The sequence below is a fragment of the Pseudomonas tremae genome (assembly GCF_023278125.1).
In the GTDB taxonomy this organism is placed as follows: Bacteria; Pseudomonadota; Gammaproteobacteria; order Pseudomonadales; family Pseudomonadaceae; genus Aquipseudomonas; species Aquipseudomonas tremae.
The window spans coordinates 2,593,355-2,617,162 of sequence record NZ_CP066270.1; the positions used below are offsets into that span (position 1 = coordinate 2,593,355).

At 59.0% G+C, this 23,808-nt stretch carries 17 protein-coding genes and 3 pseudogenes; 7 read left to right on the top strand and 13 right to left on the bottom strand.

From position 1 onward, the window contains the following. Position 1: 1 nt before the first annotated feature. The gene (gene mexE, locus I9H09_RS11825; RefSeq protein WP_024669338.1) at positions 2-1,240 is read right to left on the bottom strand and encodes a multidrug efflux RND transporter periplasmic adaptor subunit MexE; all 1,239 of its coding nucleotides are present in this window, start codon (positions 1,238-1,240) and stop codon (positions 2-4) included. 333 nt (positions 1,241-1,573) lie between these two features. Between mexE and I9H09_RS27160 the strand changes: the two are divergent. Then, a pseudogene (locus tag I9H09_RS27160) lies at positions 1,574-2,599 on the top strand (methyl-accepting chemotaxis protein); the annotation flags it as partial. Positions 2,600-2,797: 198 nt separating this feature from the next. Next, positions 2,798-3,502 carry a methyl-accepting chemotaxis protein gene (locus tag I9H09_RS27165; protein WP_371903710.1) on the top strand — a complete coding sequence of 235 codons (705 nt, stop codon included), beginning with the start codon at positions 2,798-2,800 and terminating at the stop codon, positions 3,500-3,502. A gap of 35 nt (positions 3,503-3,537) precedes the next feature. Here I9H09_RS27165 and I9H09_RS11835 read toward each other — a convergent pair whose 3' ends face one another. Genes I9H09_RS11835 through ehuB form a run of 4 tightly spaced genes read right to left on the bottom strand, consistent with a single transcriptional unit; the run spans position 3,538 to position 6,586 of the window. Next, positions 3,538-4,335: an amino acid ABC transporter ATP-binding protein gene (locus I9H09_RS11835; RefSeq protein WP_236502204.1), complete on the bottom strand. Its 798-nt coding sequence runs from the start codon at positions 4,333-4,335 to the stop codon at positions 3,538-3,540. Continuing rightward, complete coding sequence (gene ehuD / locus I9H09_RS11840; protein WP_005894169.1) at positions 4,328-4,978, bottom strand: ectoine/hydroxyectoine ABC transporter permease subunit EhuD; 651 nt, start codon at positions 4,976-4,978, stop codon at positions 4,328-4,330. Before ehuD ends, I9H09_RS11835 begins: the two co-directional genes overlap by 8 nt. Before the next feature lie 2 nt (positions 4,979-4,980). Then, a complete protein-coding gene (gene ehuC / locus I9H09_RS11845; RefSeq protein WP_055004275.1) occupies positions 4,981-5,658 on the bottom strand; it encodes an ectoine/hydroxyectoine ABC transporter permease subunit EhuC in 678 nt (225 codons plus the stop codon). Positions 5,659-5,713: 55 nt separating this feature from the next. Continuing rightward, a complete protein-coding gene (gene ehuB / locus I9H09_RS11850; RefSeq protein WP_122324419.1) occupies positions 5,714-6,586 on the bottom strand; it encodes an ectoine/hydroxyectoine ABC transporter substrate-binding protein EhuB in 873 nt (290 codons plus the stop codon). Positions 6,587-7,158: 572 nt separating this feature from the next. Between ehuB and I9H09_RS11855 the strand changes: the two genes are divergently transcribed. Continuing rightward, the gene (locus I9H09_RS11855) at positions 7,159-11,211 is read left to right on the top strand and encodes a CHASE domain-containing protein (RefSeq protein WP_122346970.1); all 4,053 of its coding nucleotides are present in this window, start codon (positions 7,159-7,161) and stop codon (positions 11,209-11,211) included. A 17-nt stretch (positions 11,212-11,228) separates the two neighbouring features. Beyond that, a complete protein-coding gene (locus I9H09_RS11860; RefSeq protein ID WP_122346971.1) occupies positions 11,229-12,185 on the top strand; it encodes a diguanylate cyclase in 957 nt (318 codons plus the stop codon). A 72-nt stretch (positions 12,186-12,257) separates the two neighbouring features. Here the strand turns inward: I9H09_RS11860 and I9H09_RS11865 are convergent, their stop codons facing one another. Continuing rightward, complete coding sequence (locus I9H09_RS11865) at positions 12,258-13,142, bottom strand: LysR family transcriptional regulator (RefSeq protein ID WP_042932704.1); 885 nt, start codon at positions 13,140-13,142, stop codon at positions 12,258-12,260. A 137-nt stretch (positions 13,143-13,279) separates the two neighbouring features. Here I9H09_RS11865 and I9H09_RS11870 point away from each other — a divergent pair, with 137 nt between their 5' ends. Then, positions 13,280-14,392, top strand: a complete 1,113-nt coding sequence (locus tag I9H09_RS11870) for an NADH:flavin oxidoreductase (protein ID WP_005894177.1) — start codon at positions 13,280-13,282, stop codon at positions 14,390-14,392. 55 nt (positions 14,393-14,447) lie between these two features. Here the strand turns inward: I9H09_RS11870 and I9H09_RS11875 are convergent, their stop codons facing one another. The 7 genes and pseudogenes from I9H09_RS11875 to I9H09_RS11905 all read right to left on the bottom strand — a co-directional run bounded on the left by I9H09_RS11875 (position 14,448) and on the right by I9H09_RS11905 (position 21,499). Next, a complete protein-coding gene (locus I9H09_RS11875) occupies positions 14,448-16,301 on the bottom strand; it encodes an ABC transporter ATP-binding protein (RefSeq protein ID WP_236502205.1) in 1,854 nt (617 codons plus the stop codon). 82 nt (positions 16,302-16,383) lie between these two features. After that, positions 16,384-16,515, bottom strand: a pseudogene (locus I9H09_RS11880) (TetR/AcrR family transcriptional regulator); the annotation flags it as partial. 150 nt (positions 16,516-16,665) lie between these two features. Further along, positions 16,666-17,592 (bottom strand): PfkB family carbohydrate kinase, encoded by a 927-nt coding sequence (locus I9H09_RS11885; RefSeq protein ID WP_005894179.1) that lies wholly within the window; start codon positions 17,590-17,592, stop codon positions 16,666-16,668. After that, the gene (locus tag I9H09_RS11890; RefSeq protein ID WP_122346972.1) at positions 17,582-19,051 is read right to left on the bottom strand and encodes a purine-cytosine permease family protein; all 1,470 of its coding nucleotides are present in this window, start codon (positions 19,049-19,051) and stop codon (positions 17,582-17,584) included. Before I9H09_RS11890 ends, I9H09_RS11885 begins: the two co-directional genes overlap by 11 nt. A 159-nt stretch (positions 19,052-19,210) precedes the next feature. Then, a complete protein-coding gene (locus tag I9H09_RS11895) occupies positions 19,211-20,224 on the bottom strand; it encodes an ADP-ribosylglycohydrolase family protein (RefSeq protein WP_122311733.1) in 1,014 nt (337 codons plus the stop codon). Then, a complete protein-coding gene (locus I9H09_RS11900; protein WP_024669325.1) occupies positions 20,221-20,934 on the bottom strand; it encodes a GntR family transcriptional regulator in 714 nt (237 codons plus the stop codon). Before I9H09_RS11900 ends, I9H09_RS11895 begins: the two co-directional genes overlap by 4 nt. A 406-nt stretch (positions 20,935-21,340) precedes the next feature. After that, positions 21,341-21,499, bottom strand: a complete 159-nt coding sequence (locus I9H09_RS11905; RefSeq protein ID WP_235661354.1) for a hypothetical protein — start codon at positions 21,497-21,499, stop codon at positions 21,341-21,343. Positions 21,500-22,177: 678 nt separating this feature from the next. Between I9H09_RS11905 and I9H09_RS11915 the strand changes: the two are divergent. Next, a pseudogene (locus I9H09_RS11915) lies at positions 22,178-22,845 on the top strand (NAD(P)/FAD-dependent oxidoreductase); the annotation flags it as partial. Positions 22,846-22,880: 35 nt separating this feature from the next. Then, entirely contained in the window at positions 22,881-23,798 is a 918-nt protein-coding gene (locus tag I9H09_RS11920; RefSeq protein ID WP_122346974.1) for a GNAT family N-acetyltransferase, read from the top strand. Positions 23,799-23,808 lie beyond the last annotated feature (10 nt).

A 23,808-nucleotide genomic window follows, 5' to 3' on the forward strand; every position in this document is an offset into this window, starting at 1 on the left:
CTTAGCCGCGTGGCGCGGTTGCGCTGGCGATATTGGCCGGTTTTGGCGTCACTTTTGGCTGGTTGCTGGCGTCGAGCGCCTGGCGTTGTTTGAGCAGGGCGGCGAGGGTCTCGGCGCTGGCCATCGGCGTCACTTCCGGGTCCACAGGCTGGCCGGGACGTACACGCTGCAAGCCTTTGACGACGATGGTGTCGTCCTTGCCCAGCCCGTTACGCACGATGCGCAAGCCCTCGATTTTCGGGCCCAGTTCGACCGCGCGATAGGCGGGTTTGTTGTCCTTGTCCATCACCAGCACGAATTTCTTGCCCAGATCGGTGCCCACCGCTTCATCGTTGATCAGCACGGCTGAGTAAGTACCACTGCCGACCAGCTTCAGACGTGCATAGAGGCCAGGGGTGAAGCCGCCGTCAGCGTTATCGAACACGGCACGACCGCGAATGGTGCCGGTCCTCGGGTTGACCTGGTTGTCGACAAAGTTCATCTGCCCCAAGTGCGGGTTGCCGCTTTCATTGGACAGGCCGAGGTAGACCGGAGTGGTCTGGCCACGCTGGCCCTTGCGGGCGAGTTCGGTGTACTTGAGGAACACGCGTTCGTCAGCGTCGAAGTAGGCATAGACCTTGTCGGTAGAAACCACGCTGGTCAGTGCGGTGACATCGGCGGTGACAATATTGCCGGCGGTAATTTCGGCCCGGCTTACGCGGCCTGCAATCGGCGCGGTCACGCGGGTGAAGCTGAGGTTCAGTCGGGCCAGGTCCAGTTGTGCCTGGATGGCTGCGACACCGGCCTTGGCTTCCGCCGCCGATGTCGTACGTGAGTCGGCCAGTTCTGCGGAGATCGCATTGTTGCTGCGCAGACGCTCACCGCGCTGGGCTTCGCTGTCGCTGCGTGATGCAACAGCTCTGGCCTGTTGCAGTTGGGCTTCGAGGCGACGGACTTCCGACTGGAAGGGGCGAGGGTCGATCTGAAACAGCAGATCACCTTTCTTGACCAGCGAACCGTCGGTGAAGGCGACCTGATCGATCTGGCCTGACACCCGAGGGCGAACTTCGACGGTTTCCGGTGCCTCGAGACGCCCAGTGAACTCATCCCACTCGTTGACCGGCTGCTCCAAGACCTTGGCGACGGTGACTTTGGCTGCGCCGGGCGCTGCAGGGGCTTCTGACGTCTTGCCACACGCACTGATCACGATGAGAGCGATGGCAGTGAGGGGGAAGCGCAGCTGGCTGATTGTCTGGGGCATGGGAAGTTCCGCCGAGAATAGTGAATGGGCGGATTCTGTTGGCGGGGGGTGTTATTAACGAATCGAATAAATCGAAGGTTACTATCACCCGCAATGATGCACGGTCACAGGCCAGTCAACCGGCGATCCAAATCAGCATGTTCATGAGTTTCACCCCCGCGCATGACGAGTGCAACACGAGCTGGCACCGTATCTGGATAGCGCATCACTGGCTAAAAAAGCACATGGCATATTGCTATATGGGTGATGAATTCTTGCAATCGCCACGACTATCAAGTTGTCCGGCCCGGCGTCGATCCTTGGGTATCACGATAAATACCAAGGCAAAACTTGATGAAATCGACATGGCTGGACAACTTGAACGTCAGCAAAAAACTCAGTCTGGGCTTCGGCCTCATTCTGCTCGGCGTACTGACGGTGACCACTATTGGCTACCTCAGCACCAACCTGCTGATCGAGCGACTGGGCAAGGCGTCCAGGGTAGCTGAAGTAAAAGCAGATGCGCTGAGCTTGAGGATCGCTGCGCAGACCTACACGGCAAAACCTGACGCAAGCACCCAGCAGGGTTATATCGCTGCTCTCGACGACCTCGGCAAGACCATCGAGAACGGCCTGAAGATTCTGACCGTGCCGGTCAACGCCGATAAGCTCCGGGGCATCCGTGATCAGGCGGGTGGCCTCAGGCAGACGTTCGGCCAGTTGGCGGACAACAGCCAGAAAATCGACCAGGCCATGCAGCCGTTGATTACCATTTCCGAGCAAGTCAGCGGCAGTTTCGAAACGCTTCTGCAAAAGACCTTCGAAGACGCCTCACGCTCGCTTGATCAGAACGCTATCGATCAGGTCAAGGTTGCCGGTGACTTGCGCAATGGCATGACCAACTTCCGCCTGGTGTTCCGTCGCTATATCAGTATTCCTACCGCCGAAAACAAGCAGATCACCTTCGACGCAGCAGACTCTCTGATTACCCAGGTGGGCAGCGCGCGTGCCCAGTTGCCTAACAAGGCCGGTCCGGCGGTGGATGCTGCCCTTGCGGCCTTGCAGCAGTACAAGTCGCTGATGGTTTCCATTTCCCAACTGATGCAACAGAACGACCAGTTCCGCGACACACTGCGCCAGCAGTCGCTGGACATAGTCAAAAGCTCCGATGGGTTGATGGCGGGTCAGGTGATCAGTGCAAACAACGAAAAAGACAGTGCAGTGACCCAGTTGCTCACCGTAGCCCTTATCGTTCTTTTGCTGGGCATCTTCGCAGCCATCCTGATTACTCGCCAGATCACGCGTCCTCTGGACTCTACGGTGATCGCTGCGCGGCGTATCGCTGACGGCGATCTGACCAACGACATCAGCACCACTCGCCAGGACGAACTGGGCCTGCTGCAGAACACCATGCAGCATATGACCGTATCGCTGCGTGCGCTGATTGGCGGTATCAGCGGCGGTGTGACCCAGATTGCCACGGCAGCCGAGGAGCTTTCGGCGGTCAGTGAACAGACCAGTGCTGGCGTCACTCAACAGAAACTGGAGGTAGACCAGGTTGCAACGGCCATGAACCAGATGGCGTCTACCGTGCAGGAAGTGGCTCAGAACACCGAAGATGCCTCGCAAGCTGCCAGGCAGGCAAGTGAGCGTGCCGCCCACGGTAGCAGCGTGGTGCAGCATGCCACTCGCGAAATCAGCCAGTTGGCCGGTGAAGTAGGGCAGTTGGGGCAGGCCATGCAGCGGCTGATTCAGGACAGTGACAAGATCGGTGGCGTGATCGACGTCATCAAGGCGGTTGCTGAACAGACCAACCTGCTGGCGCTGAATGCGGCTATTGAAGCTGCACGCGCGGGCGAGCAGGGCCGCGGGTTCGCCGTAGTGGCCGATGAAGTGCGCTCGCTGGCCCAGCGCACGCAAAAATCGACCACAGAAATCGAAGCGTTGATTCAGGCATTGCAGCAGGGCACCGGAGCCGCTTCGGATCTGATGGACGCCAGCCGTCAACGCACTGAAGGCACCGTGGAACTGGCCCGTCAGGCCGAACAGGCGCTGGTCGAGATCACTCACTCTATCGGCACCATCGAACAGATGAGTCAGCAGATTTCCGCTGCCGCCGAAGAGCAAAGCGCGGTGACCGATGAAATCAATCGCAGTGTTATCAGCGTGCGAGACATTGCCGACCAGTCGGCGACAGCGACCGAGCAAAGCGCTGCGTCTACCGTAGAACTGGCGCGCCTGGGCAGCAACCTGCAGGAGATGGTTGCGCGCTTCCGGATCTGACAATCGTTATGCGTAAACGGGAGCAGCGCTGAAGGTCAGCGTTGCTCCACCAACTGCAGAAAGCGTCGCGTTCGTTCATTCTTTGGGTTCAGCAGGATATCGCTGGCTGAGCCATCCGCCACAATTCGGCCGCCCTCCATGAATAAGACCCGGTCAGCGATGTCCTGGGCAAACTTCATTTCGTGGGTCACCAGCAGCATAGTCATCTGAAACTCATGGGCAATCGAGCGAATCACCGCCAGGACTTCCCCGACAAGTTCCGGGTCCAGCGCCGAGGTCACCTCATCGAACAGCATGATCTGCGGGCGCATGGCCAATGCCCTGGCAATCGCCACACGTTGTTGCTGACCACCGGAGAGCTGGCTGGGGTATGCGTCGGCTTTATGTGCAGGCCCCACCAGCCCGAGATATTGATGCGCGCGTTCAAGCGCCTCCTCGCGAGAAAGCCGGAGCACGCGCAATGGTGCTTCGGTGATGTTTTCCTGCACGGTGAGATGCGGGAAGAGGTTGAACTGCTGGAACACCATACCCACCCTATGAATCACCGGGGCTCTGCGTGATCCTGGCCAGTGCCAACGCCCCTTGCGCGCCGGCACCTGCTCGCCAGCGACTTCAATGCTGCCGTGCTGATAGTTTTCCAGCCCTTTGATCAGCCGTAGCACAGTGGATTTGCCCGAGCCGCTGGGGCCGATCAGCGCAACTTTCTGACCTTGCGGAATGGTCAGGTCCAGATGGTCGATAATCCGGTTGCTGCCGAAGTCCTTGACCACTTGTTTCAGTTGTATCTGCGCAGTCGTGACGGACGATAGGGCGGGGCTTGCGAGATCAGACATGAGTGCGCCTTTCCAGGTATTTGAACAGCAACGAAGTCGGCACGCTGATCGCCAGGAACATCAGCGCCATCACTGTGTACGGCTCGTTGTAGCGGTAGGTCATGCCAGCAATCTGCTTTGCCGCCTGAAACAGTTCGGGGATGGTGATCACTGCCAGCAGTGGCGTTTCCTTGAACATGCCGATCAGGTAATTACCGAGCACCGGCAGCATCGGTTTCAATGCCTGCGGCAGGATGAGGCGTCGCCAGGTATCGCCACGATCAAAGTCCAGTGCGCGGGCAGCTTCCCATTGCCCGGCAGGGATATCGTCGATTGCGCCGCGATACGCTTCGGCAATGTAAGCTGCGTAATAACACCCCAGGCCAATCACGCCGGTGGTGATCGCCGGAAATGTGATGCCTGCCAGCGGCAGCGCAAAGAACAGCACGTACAACTGGACCATCAGCGGCGTGTTACGGAAAAAGCTCAGGTAGCCCTTGCTCAGGTAATGCACGAGCTTCGCCTGCGAGCGCAGGGCCAGTGCCAGAACCAGTCCCAACACCACCGCCAGCATGAAACCCAGCACCACCACCTGCACGGTCACCAGCAAACCCTGAAACAGCTCCGGCAAAATCGACCAGGCGAATGCAATATCGAATTCCATGCTCAGTCTCTCACCTGACGCCACGCGGTTGCGTGTCGTTCATAACGTCGGACCAGCCAGCTAAGCGGCCACGCCATCACGAAGTAGCAGATCAGGACGATGCTCCATATCAGCGTTTGCTGGCCCAGCGTCGTGACCAGTTGACTGCCGGTAAAGGTCAGGTCTGTCAGGGTGATGAGCGAAACCAGCGAGGTGGTTTTCAGCAACTCGACCAGTTGGTTGCCCATCGGCGGAATCATGAAGGGCAGGGCCTGTGGCAGGATGATTCGCCTGAACGCGTTCACTGGCCCGAAGTCCAGCGCCCGCAATGCATCGCGCTGGCCCTTGCTGACATTGATCAGTGCCGAACGGATGATTTCCGAACCATAGGCGGAAAACGTCAGGCCCAGGCCCAGTACGCCTGTGGTCATGGGTGACAGGCGAATACCGAACAACGGCAGGATGAAGAACAGGTAGAACAGCAGCACCAGCGCCGAAATACCCCGCAGCACTTCGACATAAATTGTGGCGAACCAGCGCAACACCCGAATCGGCGACAGGCGCATCAGGGCGATCATCAGGGAAAGCACCAGCACCAGAAGCTCGGCGAAGAAGGTGATCTGCAGCGTAACCAGTGAGCCGTGCGCCAGTTGTCTGGCTATAAACCCGGCAGTATCCAGTGTTTCAGGGTCGACAAGCATGGCCTGTACTCGTGTGGGTTAAGGCCTTGGAGGGGCAGCCCGCAGGCCGCACCTGTCATGGGTTGCAGCGTTGGGCTGCGGTAATGGCGGGCTCAGCCAGTTCGTTCTCGGTGTAACCGTACTTCTGCAGAATTTTCAGCAGTTCGCCGGACGCCCGTAGCTTGGCCAATTGCTCATTGAAAGCCTGTTCGAAAGCCGGGTCATTTTTCGGCAGACCGTAGGCATGGTAATTCCAGCCCGGCTTGCCGCTGGCGTCCGGGATCTGTTCGAACGGCAAAGCGCGCTCGATATCCGGACTGTTGGTCTTCTTGATCAGGCTGATGACTTCGGCGTCCGGGAAATACACCACGTCCACGCGTCCGGCCTGCAAGGCAGCCAGTGCCTCGGTGTCTTTATCGAACAACACGACATTGGTGGTGGCGATGCCACTGTCCCTGGCTTCTTGAACCTGATTGCTGCCTGGCTGCGTAGCCAGTCGCGCCTTGCCATTGCTGGCGACATCTTTAAGGCTGTGCAACTTCAGCGGGTTACCGGTTTTGACGATAAACGCACCACCGGATCGCGTGACCGGGTTAGAGAATGCAATCACCTTGCAGCGGTTCGGGTTGATGAACAGGCCTGCACCGATCAGATCGAAACGACCCGCTGCAAGCCCTGGCACAAGAGAACCGAAATCAGTGATCGGCGTCTCGATATGTTTGATGCCCAGCGGTTCGAGAATAGCCCGCAGTATCTCTACATTGGCACCGGTGGCTTTGCCGTCGGTACCAATGTAGGCATAAGGCTGTTCGTTGGCGATGCCTGCGGTCAGGCCATCGCTGCGACCTTTTTCCAGCAAACCGGCGAGCGCCGGAAATGCCAGAGCGGCGTTTAACACTAAGGCCGAGCCGAACAGGACCGGGGATGACAAGAGTTTGATGCCTTTCATTGCGCGTGCTCGAAATAGGTGGAGGGAGGCGGGCATGTTGGCACTGAGCCTGCTCTTGCAGTCTGTTCTAAAGCGCTGCGCGTTTCGTATAAGGAAGCACCTTATAGCTATTAAAAAATAAATCTAAATATCAATAATGAATATGCATATGCGTTATTCAGGGCCTTGCGCGCTCTGAAAACGGCCTGGTCGCTATCATCTATCTATAGCCGCAAGACGGTTTACGAGTGCTGCTCCGGATACGGTTGTGGCAATGGAAGAGCGTTAAAGGCTGAGCGGGGCGGTTACTGGATTGTCGGTGTGCATCGCGCTATGGGCGCATGAGTAAAGGACTGACAGAGGATTCTGAAAATCGAGTTATTGGGTGGTGATCTCTGTCAGTGAGTGAGGACCATGCGTGCGCCGCAATGGCCCAATCTGACCTCACAAGCCAACACTATTGTAAAAGCCACTGGCGCGTCGTGAAGGACGATCTACGCTGGAGATCGCGGCCACGCACATATGGATAGGCGGGCAGGCTGCGTAAACGGCCCTCTCCAAAGCAGTCATGATTGAAAACGAGTGTCGGATTGATGAAGAAAAGCTCTTTTACGTGGCTCGCCAGCTGGATGGCTCTGGTTTTGTTGGTCGGGCTAGGCGTCAGCTACATCGCCAGTCATGAGCAGGCCAGGTCGATTGATGCACATGTAGAGCAGGCGCTCAAAGAGGCCGGAGAGGGGATCGGCGATAACTTGCAGGCGCGCCTCAGGGTGTATGAATACCGCCTTCGCGGCCTGCGCGGTGCCATTCATATGCTGGACCTGGCGCATGTAAACAGTAGCCAGATAAGCCGCTACAGCAAGGGCCGCGATATCGAGAAAGAGTACCCCGGTGCGCGCGGTTTTGGCTTTATCCGTCGGGTGCCAGCCAGCGAAGAAGCCGATTTCGTGAGGCGTGTCAGGGCTGATGGCATGCCGGACTTTAAAATCAGTCGACTGGGTACCCAACAGGGCGACCGGTTCATCGTTCAGTTCATCGACCCTCTGGCCCGCAATCTCCAGGCACCGGGGCTGGATATCGCGTCTGAGGAGCGGCGCCGCAATGCGGCGATTCAGGCCATGCTTACCGGGACTGCAACCCTGTCGGCACCTGTCACCCTGTTGCAGAACAACGATGATCACATGCGCTCGGTTCTGTTCATGTTGCCGGTTTACATCACTCCGGAAACCCCGTCCGATAGCGCACAGCGCGAAACCTCTTTAATCGGCTGGACTTACGCGCCGCTGGCCATGCGTGAGGTGATGGGCAATCTGGACCCGGTGAACCACAGGCTGCACCTCAGGCTCTACGACGTCAGCGAGGGCAAGCAGCAGATCTACCAGACACCGGAAAACGGTCCCGAGCCGGAAATCCTGCAGACTTATGCTTTCGAGCGAGAAATCTATGGGCGTGTGTGGCGCATGGAAGTAGGTGCCCACCCACAATTTGTCGTGGCTCTCGATCCGGTCCCGGCGGGCAGGGTCTTCATCATCGGCGTGTTGGTCAGCCTTATGTTGACGGTGCTGGTCGGCACTCTGTTGGTGTCTCGCCAACGCAAGCAGCAGTTCATCGCCGGTCAGGCAAGGCTGGCGACGATTGTCGAAAACTCCAGCGATGCGATCATCGGTGAGGCGCTGGACGGGCGCATCATTACTTGGAACCGTGCTGCCGAGCAGATGTTCGGCTATGACGAGGGCGAAGTGCTGGGAAGCCCGCTGGCACCGCTGTTGGTTCCGCCGCCGCTGGTTCATGAAGACGAACAACTGCTGAAACGCGTGGCGCGTGGCGAGCTGGGTTCGACGCTGGAAACCCAGCGCCTGCACAAGAGCGGTCAACTGATTGATGTGACGATCACCTGCAGCTTCATTCGCGAAGCGGACGGCACAATACTCGGTGCCGCGAAAATGATGCACGACATCACTGACCGCAAACGCGTCGAGCGCTACCTCATTGAGTTCAACGCGCAACTCGAGCAACAAGTCAGTGAGCGTACTGCCGAGCTTTCCAGAGTCGCCGGATTGCTACAGGCGGTGCTGGATGCTTCCTCGGAGGTTTCGATCATCGTTATCGATCCGCAAGGGCAGATCGTTGTGTTCAATCGAGGGGCTGAACTGCTGCTGGGCTACGGCAACTCGGAAATGGTCAGGCGCAAGGACCCGAGCGTATTTCACCTTCCTGAAGAAGTGGCCGCGCGCTCCGCAGAGCTGAGCCGTGAGTACGGCACCTCAATCGTAGGCATTGACGTATTTTTCTACAAAGCGGACCGTGAAGGTTCGGAAACCCGACAATGGACCTACGTGCGCAGGGACGGCACGACGGTGCCCGTCTCGATGATCGTTACGCCTATCCGTACTGCCGATGGAGAGGTTATAGGGCACCTTGGCATTGCTCAGGACATCACCGAGCGACTGCACCGCAACGCCGAGCTGCACGCAGCCAAAGCCAGCGCCGAGGCCGCCAATGCGGCCAAGAGCCTGTTTCTGGCCAACATGAGCCATGAAATCCGCACCCCCATGAATGCCGTGATCGGCATTTCCCATCTGCTGCATAACACTGCCTTGAACGATCAGCAGCGCCAGTTGCTGACCAAGTTGCAGATTGCCGGCAGGTCACTGCTGGGGATCATCAACGATATTCTGGACATCGCAAAAATCGAGGCGGGAGAGATGCGGCTGGAAAATAATCCTTTCAGCCCGCGGCTGCTGTTCGACGAGTTGAGCGAGCTGTTTTCACCCCAGGCGCAGGAAAAAGGTCTGCGTTTTTCGGTCAGTGTAGTCACCCCGTTACCTGGCTTGCTTATAGGTGATGCATTGCGCGTCAATCAGATCCTCATGAATCTGGTCGGGAATGCGCTGAAGTTCACAACCGTGGGCGGCGTCGATGTGACGGTGAGTTGTGAAAGCGATACTGCCGATACCTGCTGGCTGCGTTTGTCTGTGCAGGATACGGGCTGCGGCATACCGGCCGATGTGCTTGGTCAGTTATTTTCTCCCTTTACTCAAGCGGACGCCTCTACAACGCGCAGGTTTGGTGGCACCGGGCTGGGTCTGTCGGTGGTACGCGGGCTCTCCGAGCAAATGGGAGGTCGGGTCGGGGTAGAGAGCGAGCTTGGTGCAGGCAGTGAGTTCTGGGTGTCATTGCCGTTTCGGATCAGCCAGAGTGACGTCGATCCGTCAGGCACCGGAAACAGTCTGGAGGTCATGCTGCTCAGCGACGACGCGCCGTCATCCGCGATGCTGCAGCGGCTATGTCGCAGCCTGGGCTGGCGGGTTACCAGCCTCGCCGATGAGCAGACACTGCACAACACCTTGCAGGAGCGTAAGCAGAGGAATGCTGCAGTGCCGGACGTGCTGCTGGTTGACTGGCAAAGGCCGCCTGTTGAGGAGGTTAAACGTCTGATTGACTCGACGCCACTCCCGATCATTCTGGTCACCCAGTCCGAGGCGTGGGCAGAGTTGGGTCCGCTGGTTGACACGGTATTGCTCAAGCCGCTGGACAGCTCGGCACTGTTCAATGCGGTAAATGCTTGCATCGCCAAGTACCAAGGCAGCACCGAACGAGTCATTCAGGCCACGCGCCTGGATACGTCCATGACACTTTGGCTCAGCGGCTTGAACCTGCTGCTGGTAGACGACAGCGACATCAATCTGGAGGTCGGCAGCCTGCTCCTGCAACAACAGGGCGCTTTGGTACAAACCTGCACCAACGGGTTTCTGGCCCTCGAACGGCTACGTCAGACGCCAGACTTCTTCGACGCTGTGCTAATGGATGTGCAGATGCCGGAAATGGATGGCTATGAAGCCACGCGGCGCTTGCGCAACGAGCTGGGCCTGACCCGTCTGCCTGTGCTGGCGTTGACCGCAGGTGCTCTGGCAGAAGAGCGGCGACAGGCGGAGCTGGCGGGTATGGATGACTTCCTCACCAAGCCTCTGGACCCCGCAGCCTTGATCCGGGCAATACGCCGTGCTGTCGAGCGTGTAAGAGGCGCTCCGCTGGCGGTCGGCGCAATAGTGCAGGACGCACCGGCACATTCCGAATGGCCGGTGATCGAGGGTATCGACACCCAGGAAGTCGCCGGTCGGCTCGGCAATGACGTGCCCTTGTTTCTGTCGTCCCTGAGGCGTTTTTTCAACGAATTCGTCGAGTTTGGCGAAAGCGAAAAGGTTCTGATGCGTGCGCGGCAAAACTCCGCTCAGACAATTGCCGATCTGCATAAGCTGCGCGGCTCTGCGCACCTGCTAGGCGCGACCGAGACGGGGCGTCATGCCGGTCTGGCGGAAACCTTGCTGCGCGATGGCCATGACCCGGAACAGGCGCTGCGAGACCTGAGTGCAGCGTTCCGGGTGTTGCAGGAGTGTACTTCGGTACTTCCGGACATCACGCCAATGCCGCACAGCGATGCGGATCTCGAGACCTCTCGAGAAGCGCTTTCAGCGCTACGTGAGTTGCTCGAAAACCGTGATATCGCCGCACTGGATCAGTTTTCGCAAGCTGCGCCTGCTCTTCGCGAACAGGCCGGGCAGGCCTTGGTCGAGCAGCTTTGGCTGGCCATTGAAGGGCTGGAGTTCGAGCAGGCGCTGCAACTGCTCGAACGGGCGGACTTATGAACGGAGCTTTTCCCACCATGGAACCTGTACCCAGTCTGCTTATTGTAGATGATGATATTTCCGCCATTCGGGTGCTGAGCAAAGTCCTTCAGGGCCTGGGGCAGATTCGTTTTGCCACGAGCGGCGTCCAGGCGCTGAAGATGGTCAGGGAAATGCGCCCGGACCTAATCCTTCTCGACGCCGAGATGCCTGGAATGAACGGATTTGAAGTCTGTGAAGCGCTAAAAGCCGATCAACTGTTCAAAGACGTCCCGGTCATCTTCGTCACCAGCCATACCGAAACCCGCATCGAGGAGGCCGGACTGGCGCTCGGTGCGGTGGATTTCATCGGCAAGCCGATTCAGCCATTGATCGTCACGGCCCGGGTAAAGACTCATCTGCGCCTGAAGATGGCGATGGATCAGCTCAACCTGCTGGCGCAGACCGACGGCCTGACCGGCCTTGCCAACCGGCGCTTTCTCGACCAGAGCATCGAGCGCGAGTGGCTGCGCGTGCGGCGTAACCAGGAGGCGTTTTCGCTACTGCTGCTCGATATCGATTTCTTCAAGCGTTACAACGATCGGTATGGTCACCTGCAGGGTGACGAGTGCCTGATATCCATTGCGCATGCATTGAGGTGCTGCGTGCACAGATCGACCGATCTGGTGGCTCGTTACGGCGGCGAAGAGTTTGCGGTGCTGTTGCCGGATACGGGCGCAGAGGGCGCCTGTCGGATGGCGGAGGACATTGTGCAGCACATTCATAGCCTGAAAATGCCCCATGAGACCGGTGACTTCGGTCGAGTCACGGTGTCAGTTGGGGTGGCAAGTCTGGAGGCCGGTATGCTGCCTGTTACGCGCCCCGGCACGGCGGTCACACCGGTGCCCGACTCGATTGCTGTGGCCTTGTTGGCTGAAGCAGACCGGGCCTTGTATCGGGCCAAGCACGAAGGTCGAAACTGCAGCCGGTTTGTGCCGATAGAGGTTGAACAGTGATTGTACGGCCTGTGTTTTTGTAAATGGCCTTGTGACCCTGGCAGCCTTCTGTATCGCCGCTACTGTTTTGAGTCAAACCGCGCTCTTCTTGAGCTCTGCTTCAAGGCGGTCAATGAACAGGCGCACGCGGTGAGGCACACGCTGGCGGGTTGGCAGGACAGCCGTGACAGACAATTGTTCGGGGATGACATCCTCCAGGTCCACTCGCCGAAGGCTGCCTTCGTTAATTTCCTGTTGAACATCCCAATAGGTCAGCATGGCCAGCCCCATGCCTTGTCTGCACGCTGTGCGAACGGCTTCGACACTGTTGGCAGAGAACGACCCCAGAGCGCGAACGGTCACTGGTTCGCCGTGCCGGGTGAACGACCAGAAGGGCATTGCCTGCAAGGCGATGCACTGGTGGTGCCTGAGTTCGTCCAGAACCAACGGCATGCCGCGCCGCACGAGGTAGTCAGGGCTTGCGCACACCACCCGAGGGTTGGGCGCCAGTGATCTGGCGACCAGTGCCGAGTCGCGTATTGTGGCAATCCGGATGGCGACATCGATTCCCTGCCCGGCAATGTCCACGATGCTGTCTGACAGGGTCAGATCGATGCTCAACGCCGGGTTTTCCAGCATCAATGCAGGCAGCATGGGCATGATGACTGTCTGGCCGAACACACTCGGCGCCGTTACCCGCAAAATGCCGCTGGCTGTGCCCGCATCGGCCTTGAGCGTGGCGCGAGCGGTCTCGTTTGCGTCAAGCATGGTTTTGGCGTGAGGCAGAAAGACTTCGCCCTCGGGCGTCAGCGACACTGAACGGGTAGTGCGATGAACCAGTCTCACTCCCAGGTCGTTTTCCAGCGCAGCCAGGCGTCTGGAAACTGCCATGGGAGATAGCCCGAGGCGCCGGGCCGCGTCGGACAGGCTCCTGCCGGAGGCAATGGCTGCGAACACCTCTACGTCAGAAATTTGCACAGATTCTATCCATTATCGTTAAACCGCTTTATCGGAACGCTTGGGTTCCAATGAGCTGCTCATGCACTTACCGTCGTGCAGGTTGTGTTTATGACTGCGGCAATTCGCAGGCGATCTGCACCGTGAGGGTTAGAAGTATGAGCGAGATAAGCAAGCACGTTACCGCCCCGTTCGATATAGGTCATCTGAAACTGAAGAACAGATATGCGCTCGCGCCCATGACACGCGTCAGTGCGACCGAAGAAGGCTGTGCCACACACGCAATGGCCCGGTATTATGAGCGTTTTGCCAAGGGCGGTTTCGGCCTGATCATCACTGAGGGCAACTACACCGATCGCAGTTTTTCCCAGGGATATCGGTTCCAGCCCGGGATCACCGACGACGAGCAGGCCCAGGCGTGGCGAGCTACTACCGAGGCACTTCATCGTCATGGCAGTGCCGTGATTGCGCAAATCATGCACGCGGGCGCGCTCAGTCAGGCTAATCGCTTTGTCAACGAAGCTATCGGCCCTTCGGCCATTCGCCCCAAAGGCGAACAAATGGCGTTCTATTACGGCGAGGGCAGCTACCGTGTTCCGCGTGCCTTGAGTGACAAGGATATCGCCGACGTCATTGGAGGGTTTGTCCGTGCCACACAGCTGGCTATCGGCACTGCGGGTTTTGACGGTGTCGAGATTCATGGCGCGAACGGCTACCTGCTGGATCAGTTTCTGACCGACTACAGCAATCAGCGTACGGATCAATGGGGCGGCGACGTCGAACAGCGCCTTCGCCTCACGTTTGAGGTCATCGCCGAGGTCAAAAAAGTCGCTGGGCAGGCCCCGGTCGGAGTACGTCTTTCACAAGGCAAGGTTAACGATTTTGAGCATAAATGGGCGGGCGGGGAGCGCGATGCGGAAATCATCTTCGGTGCGCTGGCCGATGCCGGTGTCGATTACATTCATGTAACAGAACATGAAGCATGCCAGCCTGCTTTCCCCCAGGGTGAAGCCAGCCTGGTCAAGCTGGCCCGTCGCTACGCCCCCGGTGTTGCGCTGATCGCCAATGGCGGGCTGCACGAACCGGATAAAGCCCAGCAGGTACTCCAAGACGGCGCAGACATCATCGCCGTGGGCAAGGGCGCACTGGCCAACCCGGATCTGCCTCGGCTACTGCTTGAGGGAGGCGCAGTCCGCGACTTTGATCCATCCATTCTCGGGCCGATTGCCAACATCAAAGACCGCGAGCTGGCGTTCAACATGGCGAGTTGAGCGAGTACAGGCTGCCTTGCGTGAACAGCCGTTCCGGGCTGTTCACGCCTATGGCTCAATCCATGACGTCCGTCAAACCTTGATCTTCTCCAAGAAACCCGCCGCTCTGGTGATGCCACAACCGCGCATAAACACCATTTTTCCCGAGCAGTTCGCTGTGCGTGCCTTGTTCGATGATTCGCCCGTCGTCCATGACAATAAGCCGGTCCATGGCCGCAATCGTCGACAGCCGATGAGCGATGGCGATCACGGTCTTGCCCTGCATCATGTCATCAAGGCTTTCCTGAATAGCGACTTCGACTTCCGAGTCCAGTGCGCTGGTGGCTTCGTCGAGTAGCAGGATCGGGGCATTCTTGAGCATCACCCGGGCAATCGCGACGCGTTGACGCTGGCCGCCAGACAACTTGATGCCGCGCTCACCCACTAGTGTGTCGTAGCCGCTATGGCCTTGCTTGTCGCTCAGTTGACTGATAAACCCGTCGGCCTGTGCACTGACCGCGGCGCTGTGTATTTGCGCATCGGTTGCGTCGGGACGGCCATAAGCGATGTTATCGCGAATTGAGCGGTGCAGCAGCGAGGTGTCCTGAGTGACCATGCCGATGGCGCTGCGCAGGCTGTCCTGGGTAACGTGCGCAATGTTTTGCCCATCGATGCTGATCGAGCCTTTATCGACGTCGTAGAAGCGCAACAGCAGGTTGATAAGGGTGGATTTTCCGGCGCCGGAGCGGCCTACCAGCCCTATTTTCTCACCCGCACGAATGCTCAGGTTCAGACCATCGAGTACCTGGCGTTCGCCGTTGTAGTTGAAGCCCACATTGTCGAACGTCACCGCGCCACCCTTGGTCGTCAGAACGGCGGCGTCCGGTGCATCCTTTACTTTGGGGCCTCGGGTCAAGGTCTCCATGCCATCCTGCACGGTGCCGATGTTCTCGAACAACGAGGTCATTTGCCACATGATCCAGTGCGACATGCCGTTGATGCGCAGCGCCATGGCAGTGATCGCCGCTACGGCACCTGTGCCGATCTGACCCTGGTGCCACAGCCACAGTGCATAGCCGCCTGCACCCATGATCAAGGCCACTACCAACGCCTGGTTGACGATTTCGAACTGGCTGACGAGGCGCATCTGACGCAAGCCGGTCAGCTTGAAATCCTCCATCGCAGCGCGCGCGAAATGTGCCTCACGTTTGGAGTGAGAGAACAGCTTCACCGTGGTGATGTTGGTGTAGGCATCCGAGATACGCCCGGTCATCGATGATCGCGCATTGGCCTGCTCCTGGCCGACTTTGCCCAGGCGAGGCACAAAGTACAGCATGGCCATGCCGAACAACACGATCCAGGCAAGGAAAGGCAGCATAAGCTTCAGGTCGAAGGCGCCGGCCAGGGCAATGATCGCGATGAAGTACACCCCGATTCCGGGCGCGATCTCGATGAGAGTGAACAGCACGTCGCGCACCGACAGCGCCGTCTGCATCACCTTGGTGGTGACCCTGCCGGAGAACTCGTCGGAAAAGAACGACAGGCTTTGCCGCAGCATCAACCGATGGAAGTCCCAGCGCAGCCGCAGTGGCAGGTTGATCGCCAAGACCTGGTGCTGCACCATCGTGCGCAAGGCCACCAGCCCGATGCTGGTCAGCAACACCAGGCCGATGCCCCACAGCACACCGCTTTCCTGTAAGGCAGCATCGCCGCCAGCCTGCCAGGTCGAGAGCAGGTCCACGACCTGCCCGAGGAAAGAAAACAGCCAGGCTTCGTAAATCGACACGCCGGCACTGAGCAGTGCAAGCGCAAGGACATAACCCCTGGCGCCCCGCGTACAGGCCCAGAGAAACCGTACCAGGCCGTCAGGCGGAGGCGGGACTTCGTCAGGCGGGAAGGGGTCTAGCCATTTTTCAAACGCGCGAAGCATGGAGGTCTCCAAAAAAATATTCAGTGCAAGAATTCCGGCGTCTTGGACGCTCTCCGAGAATCTTCCGGACCGAGGCTCCGGTTCATTGATCATCAGCAACAGTATGCCGGCTGTCCCAAAGCCCCATTACCTGGGTCACTGCGGCATCCAGTGTGGCATGTGACACGCCATCGCGCGCCAGTGTAGACAATCCCGGGGGAAAACGGTCGAGCACGATGCAGACGTGGCGTGCTCGATGAGAAAGGAATAAATGCAGGGAAGCAGAATCTATCAGGGTGACGGGGAGCGCCGATGGGTGGCTTTGAATTCTATGAGGACCGTTTCAAAGCCATATGCCTGATGGCATTCATGCTCACTTGAGAGCCTAGGCATCGGCCCCCACCAACGCGTCTACCTCTTCACGGCCAGGAGCCGTCGCTGGACCTCGACGTGTGACCGCAATTGCCGCTGCCGCATTGGCGCGCAGGGCCGCCCGGTCGACACTACTGCCCCTGGCCAATTCGGCCAGCAGCACGCCTGCATGGGCGTCGCCGGCGCCGTTGGTGTCAAGCGCCGTGACGGCAAAGCCGGGTATGTGCCGTGTCTGTCCAGCATGGTGGACCCAGCAACCTGCGGGGCCGTCGCGAATCACGATAAGAGCATCTTCGCGCAGAATGGAGGCCAGGCTATGAAGGGCGTCGGCTGGCCTCTGGGTTTGCGTGAAGCGCAGGGCTTCTTCGCGGTTGCTGGACCATAGGCTGATCAATGGAAGTACAGCGTGCATCTCGACGCCATGAACAGCATCAAGCAATGGGCCTGGGTCGAAGGCCACAGCAGTGCCACCGGGTAAACCGCCCAGCCAGGCGAGCAAGGCTGCTACCTTGTTTTTGTGTGCCAGACTATAGCCGCTGACAAATACGTAATCTTCGGCGCTGACCTGCACTCCCTGCAGATCAGCGGCGGACAAACCACCTTCAGCGCCCACATAGGAGATGAACGAGCGCTCTGCCGAGGCTTCCACCAAGGCGACCGCCAAGCCGGTATCCTCACCGGCAACCGGCTTTGTGGAAATCTCCACACCCTCGTCGCGCATGGCCTGGCGAGCCAGATCGCCGAAGCGGCCCTGGCCATGGCGGCCCAGGTAAACCGTGCGCAAGCCATTGCGGCAGGCAGCGGCCATGACATTGAAGCCGCCTCCGGCCTCGAACGTGGCGCTGCTGGCCAGCACATCTCCGCCCGATGACGGCAGGTGGTCGACGGCCATGACAAGGTCAACCACAACCTGGCCTGTATAGAACAATTTAGCGGGCATGGGCAGCCTCTTGGGTACTGACGCGGCGGTCACGCGCGCCGCCGAGTAGCGCGTACAGGCCACCGGCGACAATGAAGGTCACGATCCAGCCCAGGCCGTTATGACCCAGCCAGGTATCGGCGAGAAAGCCTTTGAACAGCACATGCTCCGGGGTGGTGGCCACGGTGGTGAAGCTGAAACCGAGCACGATGGCCAGTGCCCACGAGCCCAACGCGCGCCATTCGACACCGCCGCGATACCAGTAGGCGCTGCGTGGTGTCTGGTCCAGCAGGTCTTTAGGGGAGTAAACGTGGCGGTGCAGCAGGTCGACGACAAAGATGCCGACCCACGCGGTAATGGGCACCGCCAGCATCGAAATGAAAGTAATGAAGGGGCCGTAGAAGCTGTCGGCGATCAGCATGAAGTAGATCGAACCCGCAAAGATCGCGACGATATCGACGATTACTGCGTGTACACGCTTGACCTTCAGGCCGAGGGTCAAGGTGGTCAGGCCGGCCGAGTAGACCGACAGGTTATTGGACAACAGCAGGCCGCCGAACGCAGTGATCAAATAGGGCACGGCCATCCAGGTGGGCAACATTTCGCGAATGGCGATGATCGGGTCGGTGGCTGAAGCCAGGTGGTCGTTGCCCACCGACAGCAGACCGCCGAGAGTGATCAGCAAAATCAGCGGGATCCCTGCACCAAACGCCGCTGAGGCCACCAGTCGAGTGGCCTTCACGCTGGCGTGCTGATAGCGCGACATGTCGGCGCCCGCGTTGGCCCAGCCGATACCTGTACCGGCAGCCATGGTGCCGACACCAATGATCATGGCACTCAACGGAGCTGCAGGCGCGTCGAAGACCAGGTTCCAGTCGATGTGGGTGAGCAGAAAACCACCAACGATCAGGTTCAGAGCGCCAAACAGGTAAGTCGCCCACTTCTGGATGACCAGCAATGTGGCATGGCCCAGGCCTGAGACGGTCAAGGTCAGCAGCACGAACAAGGCGATGAACAACAGGGTCAAGCCGGGCGCGTTCTTCGCCTCTACGGGGGTGCCGAAAAGGATCGCGAACAGTGACAGCAAGACGAACGCGGCGGTGGTGGTATTGACCGTTTCCCAGCCCAGACGCGACATAAGCGAAACCAGGGTGGGCCCGATATTGCCGCGCACCCCGAAGATGGCGCGGGACAGCGTCAGGCTTGGCGCACGACCACGCCGTCCGGCAATCGAGATAACCCCGACCACTGCGAATGAGCCAGCGGCACCTAGGATGGCGACGATAATGGCCTGCCAGATGGCCAGCCCCTGGAACGCTACCAGGGTGGCCCCGAGCGGCAAGCCCAGAATGCTGATATTGGCGGCGAACCAGACCCAGAACAACTGCAACGGGTGGCCATTGCATTCGTTTTCAGGGACCGGCTCGATGCCACGGGTTTCCAGCTGACCCGCACCTTGAGAGGCGGAAGATGTATTCATTTGCGTTGCTCCTATTGCCTTTATTGTGGTTGTGGCAGTACGTCAGCAGATGCAATCCAGTGCAAACAGGCCTTCCTGAGTAAGGGGCAGCCTGATCGCCGTTCGGAAGTCCGAGGGCGAGGGTGATCTGGTTCCAGCGGGCGAGCAGCGCTCGGCCCGTCAACCGGCGCGCAGGGCCAGCAGTTGATCGACCAAGGGGGCGAGCTCGAGCGCGTTGACCGCATCAATTTGCTCGATCAACGCCCTCGGCCATGCCTGCATGCCGGTGCAGGCGCCCAGCATGGCGCCCAGAATGGCAGCAATCGTATCGGTGTCACCGCCCAGGCTGGCCGCCATGCATACCGCATCGAACGGGCTGAGCTGGCTGCTGGCCACGCGGTGGGCGAGGGTGAACGCTGCGACCACCGATTCCTGTGAGGCGACCGAGGTGCCAATCACATCGTGAACCCGGTCGGCCAACTGTTCGTCGGTGCAGTCGGCGCACAGTGCTTTGGCCCAGTGAATGCGCGCGCCGATACGCCCACCCGCAACCCAATGGCCATGACGTTCGGCACTCAGGGCCACCTCGGCGCCAATCTCCAGAGACTCGGCCAGGGGGGCGCCATTGATCCCGGCGGACACCACAGCCGCGACCGCCGCTGCGCTGGAGATGCCCAGTGTGGTGTTATGGGTGACCTGACAGGCCTGCACCACCTGTTTGATGAAAGCCTCGCGATTGCCTACGTCGGCCGCGATGCCCACTGGGGTAATACGCATTGCTGCGCCATTGGTGGTGCCGAAGCGGCCAGCCTCTTCAGGGCTGTGACCATCAAGGATCATTTCAATCGCGCGCTTGGTCGAAGGCCCCAGCAGGTCTTGGGAGCCCTTGGCTTTCATGGCGGCTTCCCACTCGATCAGGCTGTGGGCCAAGGCTGAGGGGTCAATGCTACCGCCGCCGGCCACCAGCAGGTGTGCCACCAGAATGGCTTGTTCTGTGTCATCGGTGATGGCGCCCGCCGGCATGTCAGGTGCGATCGGCTGATCAGCATCGGCGCCGATGAGCGTACTGATATGGCCATAGCGTTGCAGGATCAATGCGCGCGGCAGCGATTGCGTCGGCATGCCCAAGGCGTCGCCCAAGGCCAGGCCATAAAAGGCACCCAGGCCTCGGTCTTGTAGAAATGCTGAGCTCATGTGGAGGATCCAAAGGCGAGATGAAGGCGGAAATGCACGGGGTCCAACAGGCTCTCTACGTGCTCCATAAAACGTGCACGGCGGTCAAATGTCGTGCGCACGGCTTTGAGAAACACCGTGCCGGGGTCGCGCGCCAGTAGCGCGGCGTCATCGCTGTTCAGGGGCTCTGCACCTATCCACTGGTCACCCTTGTCGCCAATGAAACCGTGGGCAGCCATGGTCACCGTCAGTGAGTCCTCCAGCAGGCCGTACTGCGGCAGGTCTTCCAGGCCATCGACCGCAGGGATCAATGCGCGCTCAAGGGAAACGATACTGCCATCGGCGGCGATACGGCGGCGGTCCAGGGCCACCAGGCTGGAGGTGCCCAGGCGTACTTCAAGGTCGGGCCGTTGCACCGCTACCAGACGCAGGATTTCCGTACGCACGCCGGCGCCAGTGTCAGCAAGAGCCTGGGCCCAGCCAGCGTGCTGATCCAGGCTAAAGCCGTCGTAGGTGACGATTGAGCCCACTCCGGTCTGGGTGGCAATGAAGTTACGCCGCTTGAGCTCGGACAACGCCTCACGCAGCGTGCCGCGGCTGACGTTAAATTCCTGGGCCAGGAGGTTTTCTCCGGGGAGCAGGGCGCCGGAGCTCATCTGGCCGCTTTCGATACGGCGTATCAGCTCATTGATCACCTGGGTTTTCTTGTCGAATCGAACCTGTCTAGTCATGTACAATTTATAGTGGCAAGGTGGATATGAATGCAAGCTGTTTTTGCATGCCACATCGCCACGCGACTTACCAGCAAGGCACTGATAATGGGCGAAAGTCGTATCCGCGAGCTTGAACGCCTTTGAAGGATGCGGGGGCCAGCGCACCATATCCGGAGCAGTGCCGATACTTGGATAGTGCTGTGTCGACAACCCCATTGGTGCAGCAGGAGGGCTCGTCGGTATCACGCTAGACGGGCGGGAGCAAACGAGTGTCTGCCAGCCTGATTGCTCCGGAGACTCGTCAGCAGTGCGTGTTACTTGCTATTTGAATCGCTCGATGGGGCAGGTTATGGCGTTCGCTGATCGCTCGTGGGGCGGGCGTGTTTGAAACCGTTCGCTCAGATGAAGCGCTGTTCCATTTCCTCTACTTTAAGTACTTGTCGATGTAAGACTGGATCTCTTGGCGTATGAAGCGCCCGGAGGCGTCAGCGCGCTCTTCCCAGCCGAAGACGCACGCGGTGAAGATACCGTCGAAGCCGGTCCTGGCCAAGGCGCTGAAAAACACGTCCCACTTGGCGAACACACCTTTCTGATGCCAAGGTCAGCGTGACACCTCCTTCCGTCCGGTTTGTGGGTGCTGCTTATCTGGCATTTTTTTGCTTGGAAAGCTTTTACCTCAACTGCATCGCAGTTGGAGGCCGATGTAGCGCATCCACGCCTCTGCTGCGTACTTTCCGGCAAGGTCTGGTGACCAATCTGCTAAATCCCAAGTGAGCTAGGTCTCTGCGCATATATTGTTCAACAATCAAAAAAAAATCGAAAAATTTCGTCAGAGGTTTAACGAGTAAAACATGTGCTTAGGTCCAGTACGGATCTGTTTTTTGCTTGAAAATAGAATTATTTTTCATTTACCTCTTTCAATAAAATAAGTTGTAGCACAATATCGAGCTATCAGAAGCCTGCTGTGGATAGCCTTCCAAAGCCTGGAGTTCAGCGATGCGAGAGATGCGGGAGTGTAATTTCAGCGACGGCCTTGCGGTATTACAGGGCGATCTGGCAGCCACGTTTACCCCGGTTTCGTTAGAGGAGACCGGTCGGATACTGCTGGATCAGTTTGGGATAAAAGCTGATCTGACCCGCTTCGATACAGAAAAAGGCAATACCTTTCGCTGCGACAGTGCGGACGGCAAATCCGTTGTTTTAAAAATCGCTAATCCTCAGGACACGCCAGTTGAGCTATCGCTGCAAGTCGCGGTCGATAGCGTGGGCTTCCTCGTTCTGTCGTCAATATGGCATTCGCTTTCCCCTGGCCATGATTCGTCAGACCGTGCTTTCAGTCAGTGCCCCGCGCGAGGAAATACCCAGTGCGCTTCACACGGCTGGCGCCTCCATGACGCGCCGCGCCGATGGCAGTTACAAGCTAGCGATCATCGGCAGAGGACATGCTGATGTGATGCCACAGTTGCTCAGTTTCTGCCTGTGTTTCAGCGCAGATGGCGCAACCTCGCACCGGGTGGCCTGGAGGGCCTGCGCTCGGGTCACGAGCGCCACAAACGCTGGTGCCTGGACCAGCCGACGCCAATGGAGAGGATGCGGATTTTCGATTCGAAAGCAGCTGCCAAGTCGGTGGCGCTGACCTACAAACGTGCAGTGGAGCTGGTTCCGGCGTTGAAAGATTCGACGGTCACTGCCGCTTGGGCCGGTTATGTAGACAGCACGCCTAATGGCGTTCCTGGCATTGGTGAAATGGACAACCTGCCTGGTTTGGTGCTGGCATCCGCGTTCAGTGGACATGGCTTCGGGATTGCTTCAGGCGCAGGTCATTTGATTGCCGACATCGTCAGCGGCAAAGCCCCGATCGTTGATCCGCAGCCCTACCACCCGAACCGCTTTCAATCGTCTGCCTGGGGCAAGGTTGCGGAGTTTTAAACGTACACACAGCTTGACTCACAGGAACCTTCGTTATGTTGAAGCACTCCGATCTGACCGCCCCATCCCAGCCCCGGCATGCTGCGTCAGCTGGCTCTGCGGCCCCACAGTTGATGCCATTGCGTGCTGACCATTTACCGCAGGCCATCGGCCTCTCATCTGCATTGGCGTGGCCATACCGGGAGGCTGACTGGCGCTTCGCCTTCGATCTTGGCGCCGGTCTCGCGGTGGAAGTAGAGGGCCAATTGGTCGGCACTGCCCTATGGTGGCTGCAGGGCGATAGTCACGCTTCGGTGGGCATGATCATTGTCTCGGCAGCTGTGCAGGGCAAGGGTATCGGACGCGCCCTTATGGACAGTGTGTTGCAGCACACGGGCGAGCGAACGCTGATTCTCAACTCGACTCAAGAAGGTTTGGCGCTGTACACCCGACTCGGGTTCGTTGCCCACGGGCAGCTCCATCAGCATCAGGCGGTGCTGGAGCAGGCATCGCATTTTGTCCCCGATGACTTGCACCTTCGAAGCATGCAGCCCTGCGACGAGCAGGCCGTGCGACAGCTGGACAGGGTGGCAACAGGCAGGGACCGCAGCGCATTGTTAAGCCACCTGTTCGACATCGGCAGCATCCTGGTCGTCGATCGAGGTGCCGGTGTGTTGGCTTACGGTTGTGTCCGCGAATGGGGCCGTGGCGTGGTCATCGGCCCGGTAATTGCCCGTGGGCCAAAGGCGGTGCCGGATGCCAAAGCGCTTATCGGCGCACTGGCGCATGCCCATCGAGGCCGTTTCGTTCGCATCGACGTGACCGACAGCAGTCGCTTGTCAAACTGGTTGACCGAGCTAGGTCTGCCTTGCGTTGGCTATGCAACCCCCATGGTGCGCACCACGCACTCCCACCCGAACTCTGCTGAAACTGATGCGCGTTTATTTGCCCTGTCCAACCAGTCGATCGGCTGATGCAGGCAAC

Bases quoted from the DNA above. Each gene is read 5' to 3' on its own strand.
- mexE (WP_024669338.1), bottom strand. From the start codon at position 1,240: ATGCCCCAGACAATCAGCCAGCTGCGCTTCCCCCTCACTGCCATCGCT.
- I9H09_RS27165 (WP_371903710.1), top strand. From the start codon at position 2,798: ATGGCGTCTACCGTGCAGGAAGTGGCTCAGAACACCGAAGATGCCTCG.
- I9H09_RS11835 (WP_236502204.1), bottom strand. From the start codon at position 4,335: ATGTCTGATCTCGCAAGCCCCGCCCTATCGTCCGTCACGACTGCGCAG.
- ehuD (WP_005894169.1), bottom strand. From the start codon at position 4,978: ATGGAATTCGATATTGCATTCGCCTGGTCGATTTTGCCGGAGCTGTTT.
- ehuC (WP_055004275.1), bottom strand. From the start codon at position 5,658: ATGCTTGTCGACCCTGAAACACTGGATACTGCCGGGTTTATAGCCAGA.
- ehuB (WP_122324419.1), bottom strand. From the start codon at position 6,586: ATGAAAGGCATCAAACTCTTGTCATCCCCGGTCCTGTTCGGCTCGGCC.
- I9H09_RS11855 (WP_122346970.1), top strand. From the start codon at position 7,159: ATGAAGAAAAGCTCTTTTACGTGGCTCGCCAGCTGGATGGCTCTGGTT.
- I9H09_RS11860 (WP_122346971.1), top strand. From the start codon at position 11,229: ATGGAACCTGTACCCAGTCTGCTTATTGTAGATGATGATATTTCCGCC.
- I9H09_RS11870 (WP_005894177.1), top strand. From the start codon at position 13,280: ATGAGCGAGATAAGCAAGCACGTTACCGCCCCGTTCGATATAGGTCAT.
- I9H09_RS11875 (WP_236502205.1), bottom strand. From the start codon at position 16,301: ATGCTTCGCGCGTTTGAAAAATGGCTAGACCCCTTCCCGCCTGACGAA.
- I9H09_RS11885 (WP_005894179.1), bottom strand. From the start codon at position 17,592: ATGCCCGCTAAATTGTTCTATACAGGCCAGGTTGTGGTTGACCTTGTC.
- I9H09_RS11890 (WP_122346972.1), bottom strand. From the start codon at position 19,051: ATGAATACATCTTCCGCCTCTCAAGGTGCGGGTCAGCTGGAAACCCGT.
- I9H09_RS11895 (WP_122311733.1), bottom strand. From the start codon at position 20,224: ATGAGCTCAGCATTTCTACAAGACCGAGGCCTGGGTGCCTTTTATGGC.
- I9H09_RS11900 (WP_024669325.1), bottom strand. From the start codon at position 20,934: ATGACTAGACAGGTTCGATTCGACAAGAAAACCCAGGTGATCAATGAG.
- I9H09_RS11920 (WP_122346974.1), top strand. From the start codon at position 22,881: ATGTTGAAGCACTCCGATCTGACCGCCCCATCCCAGCCCCGGCATGCT.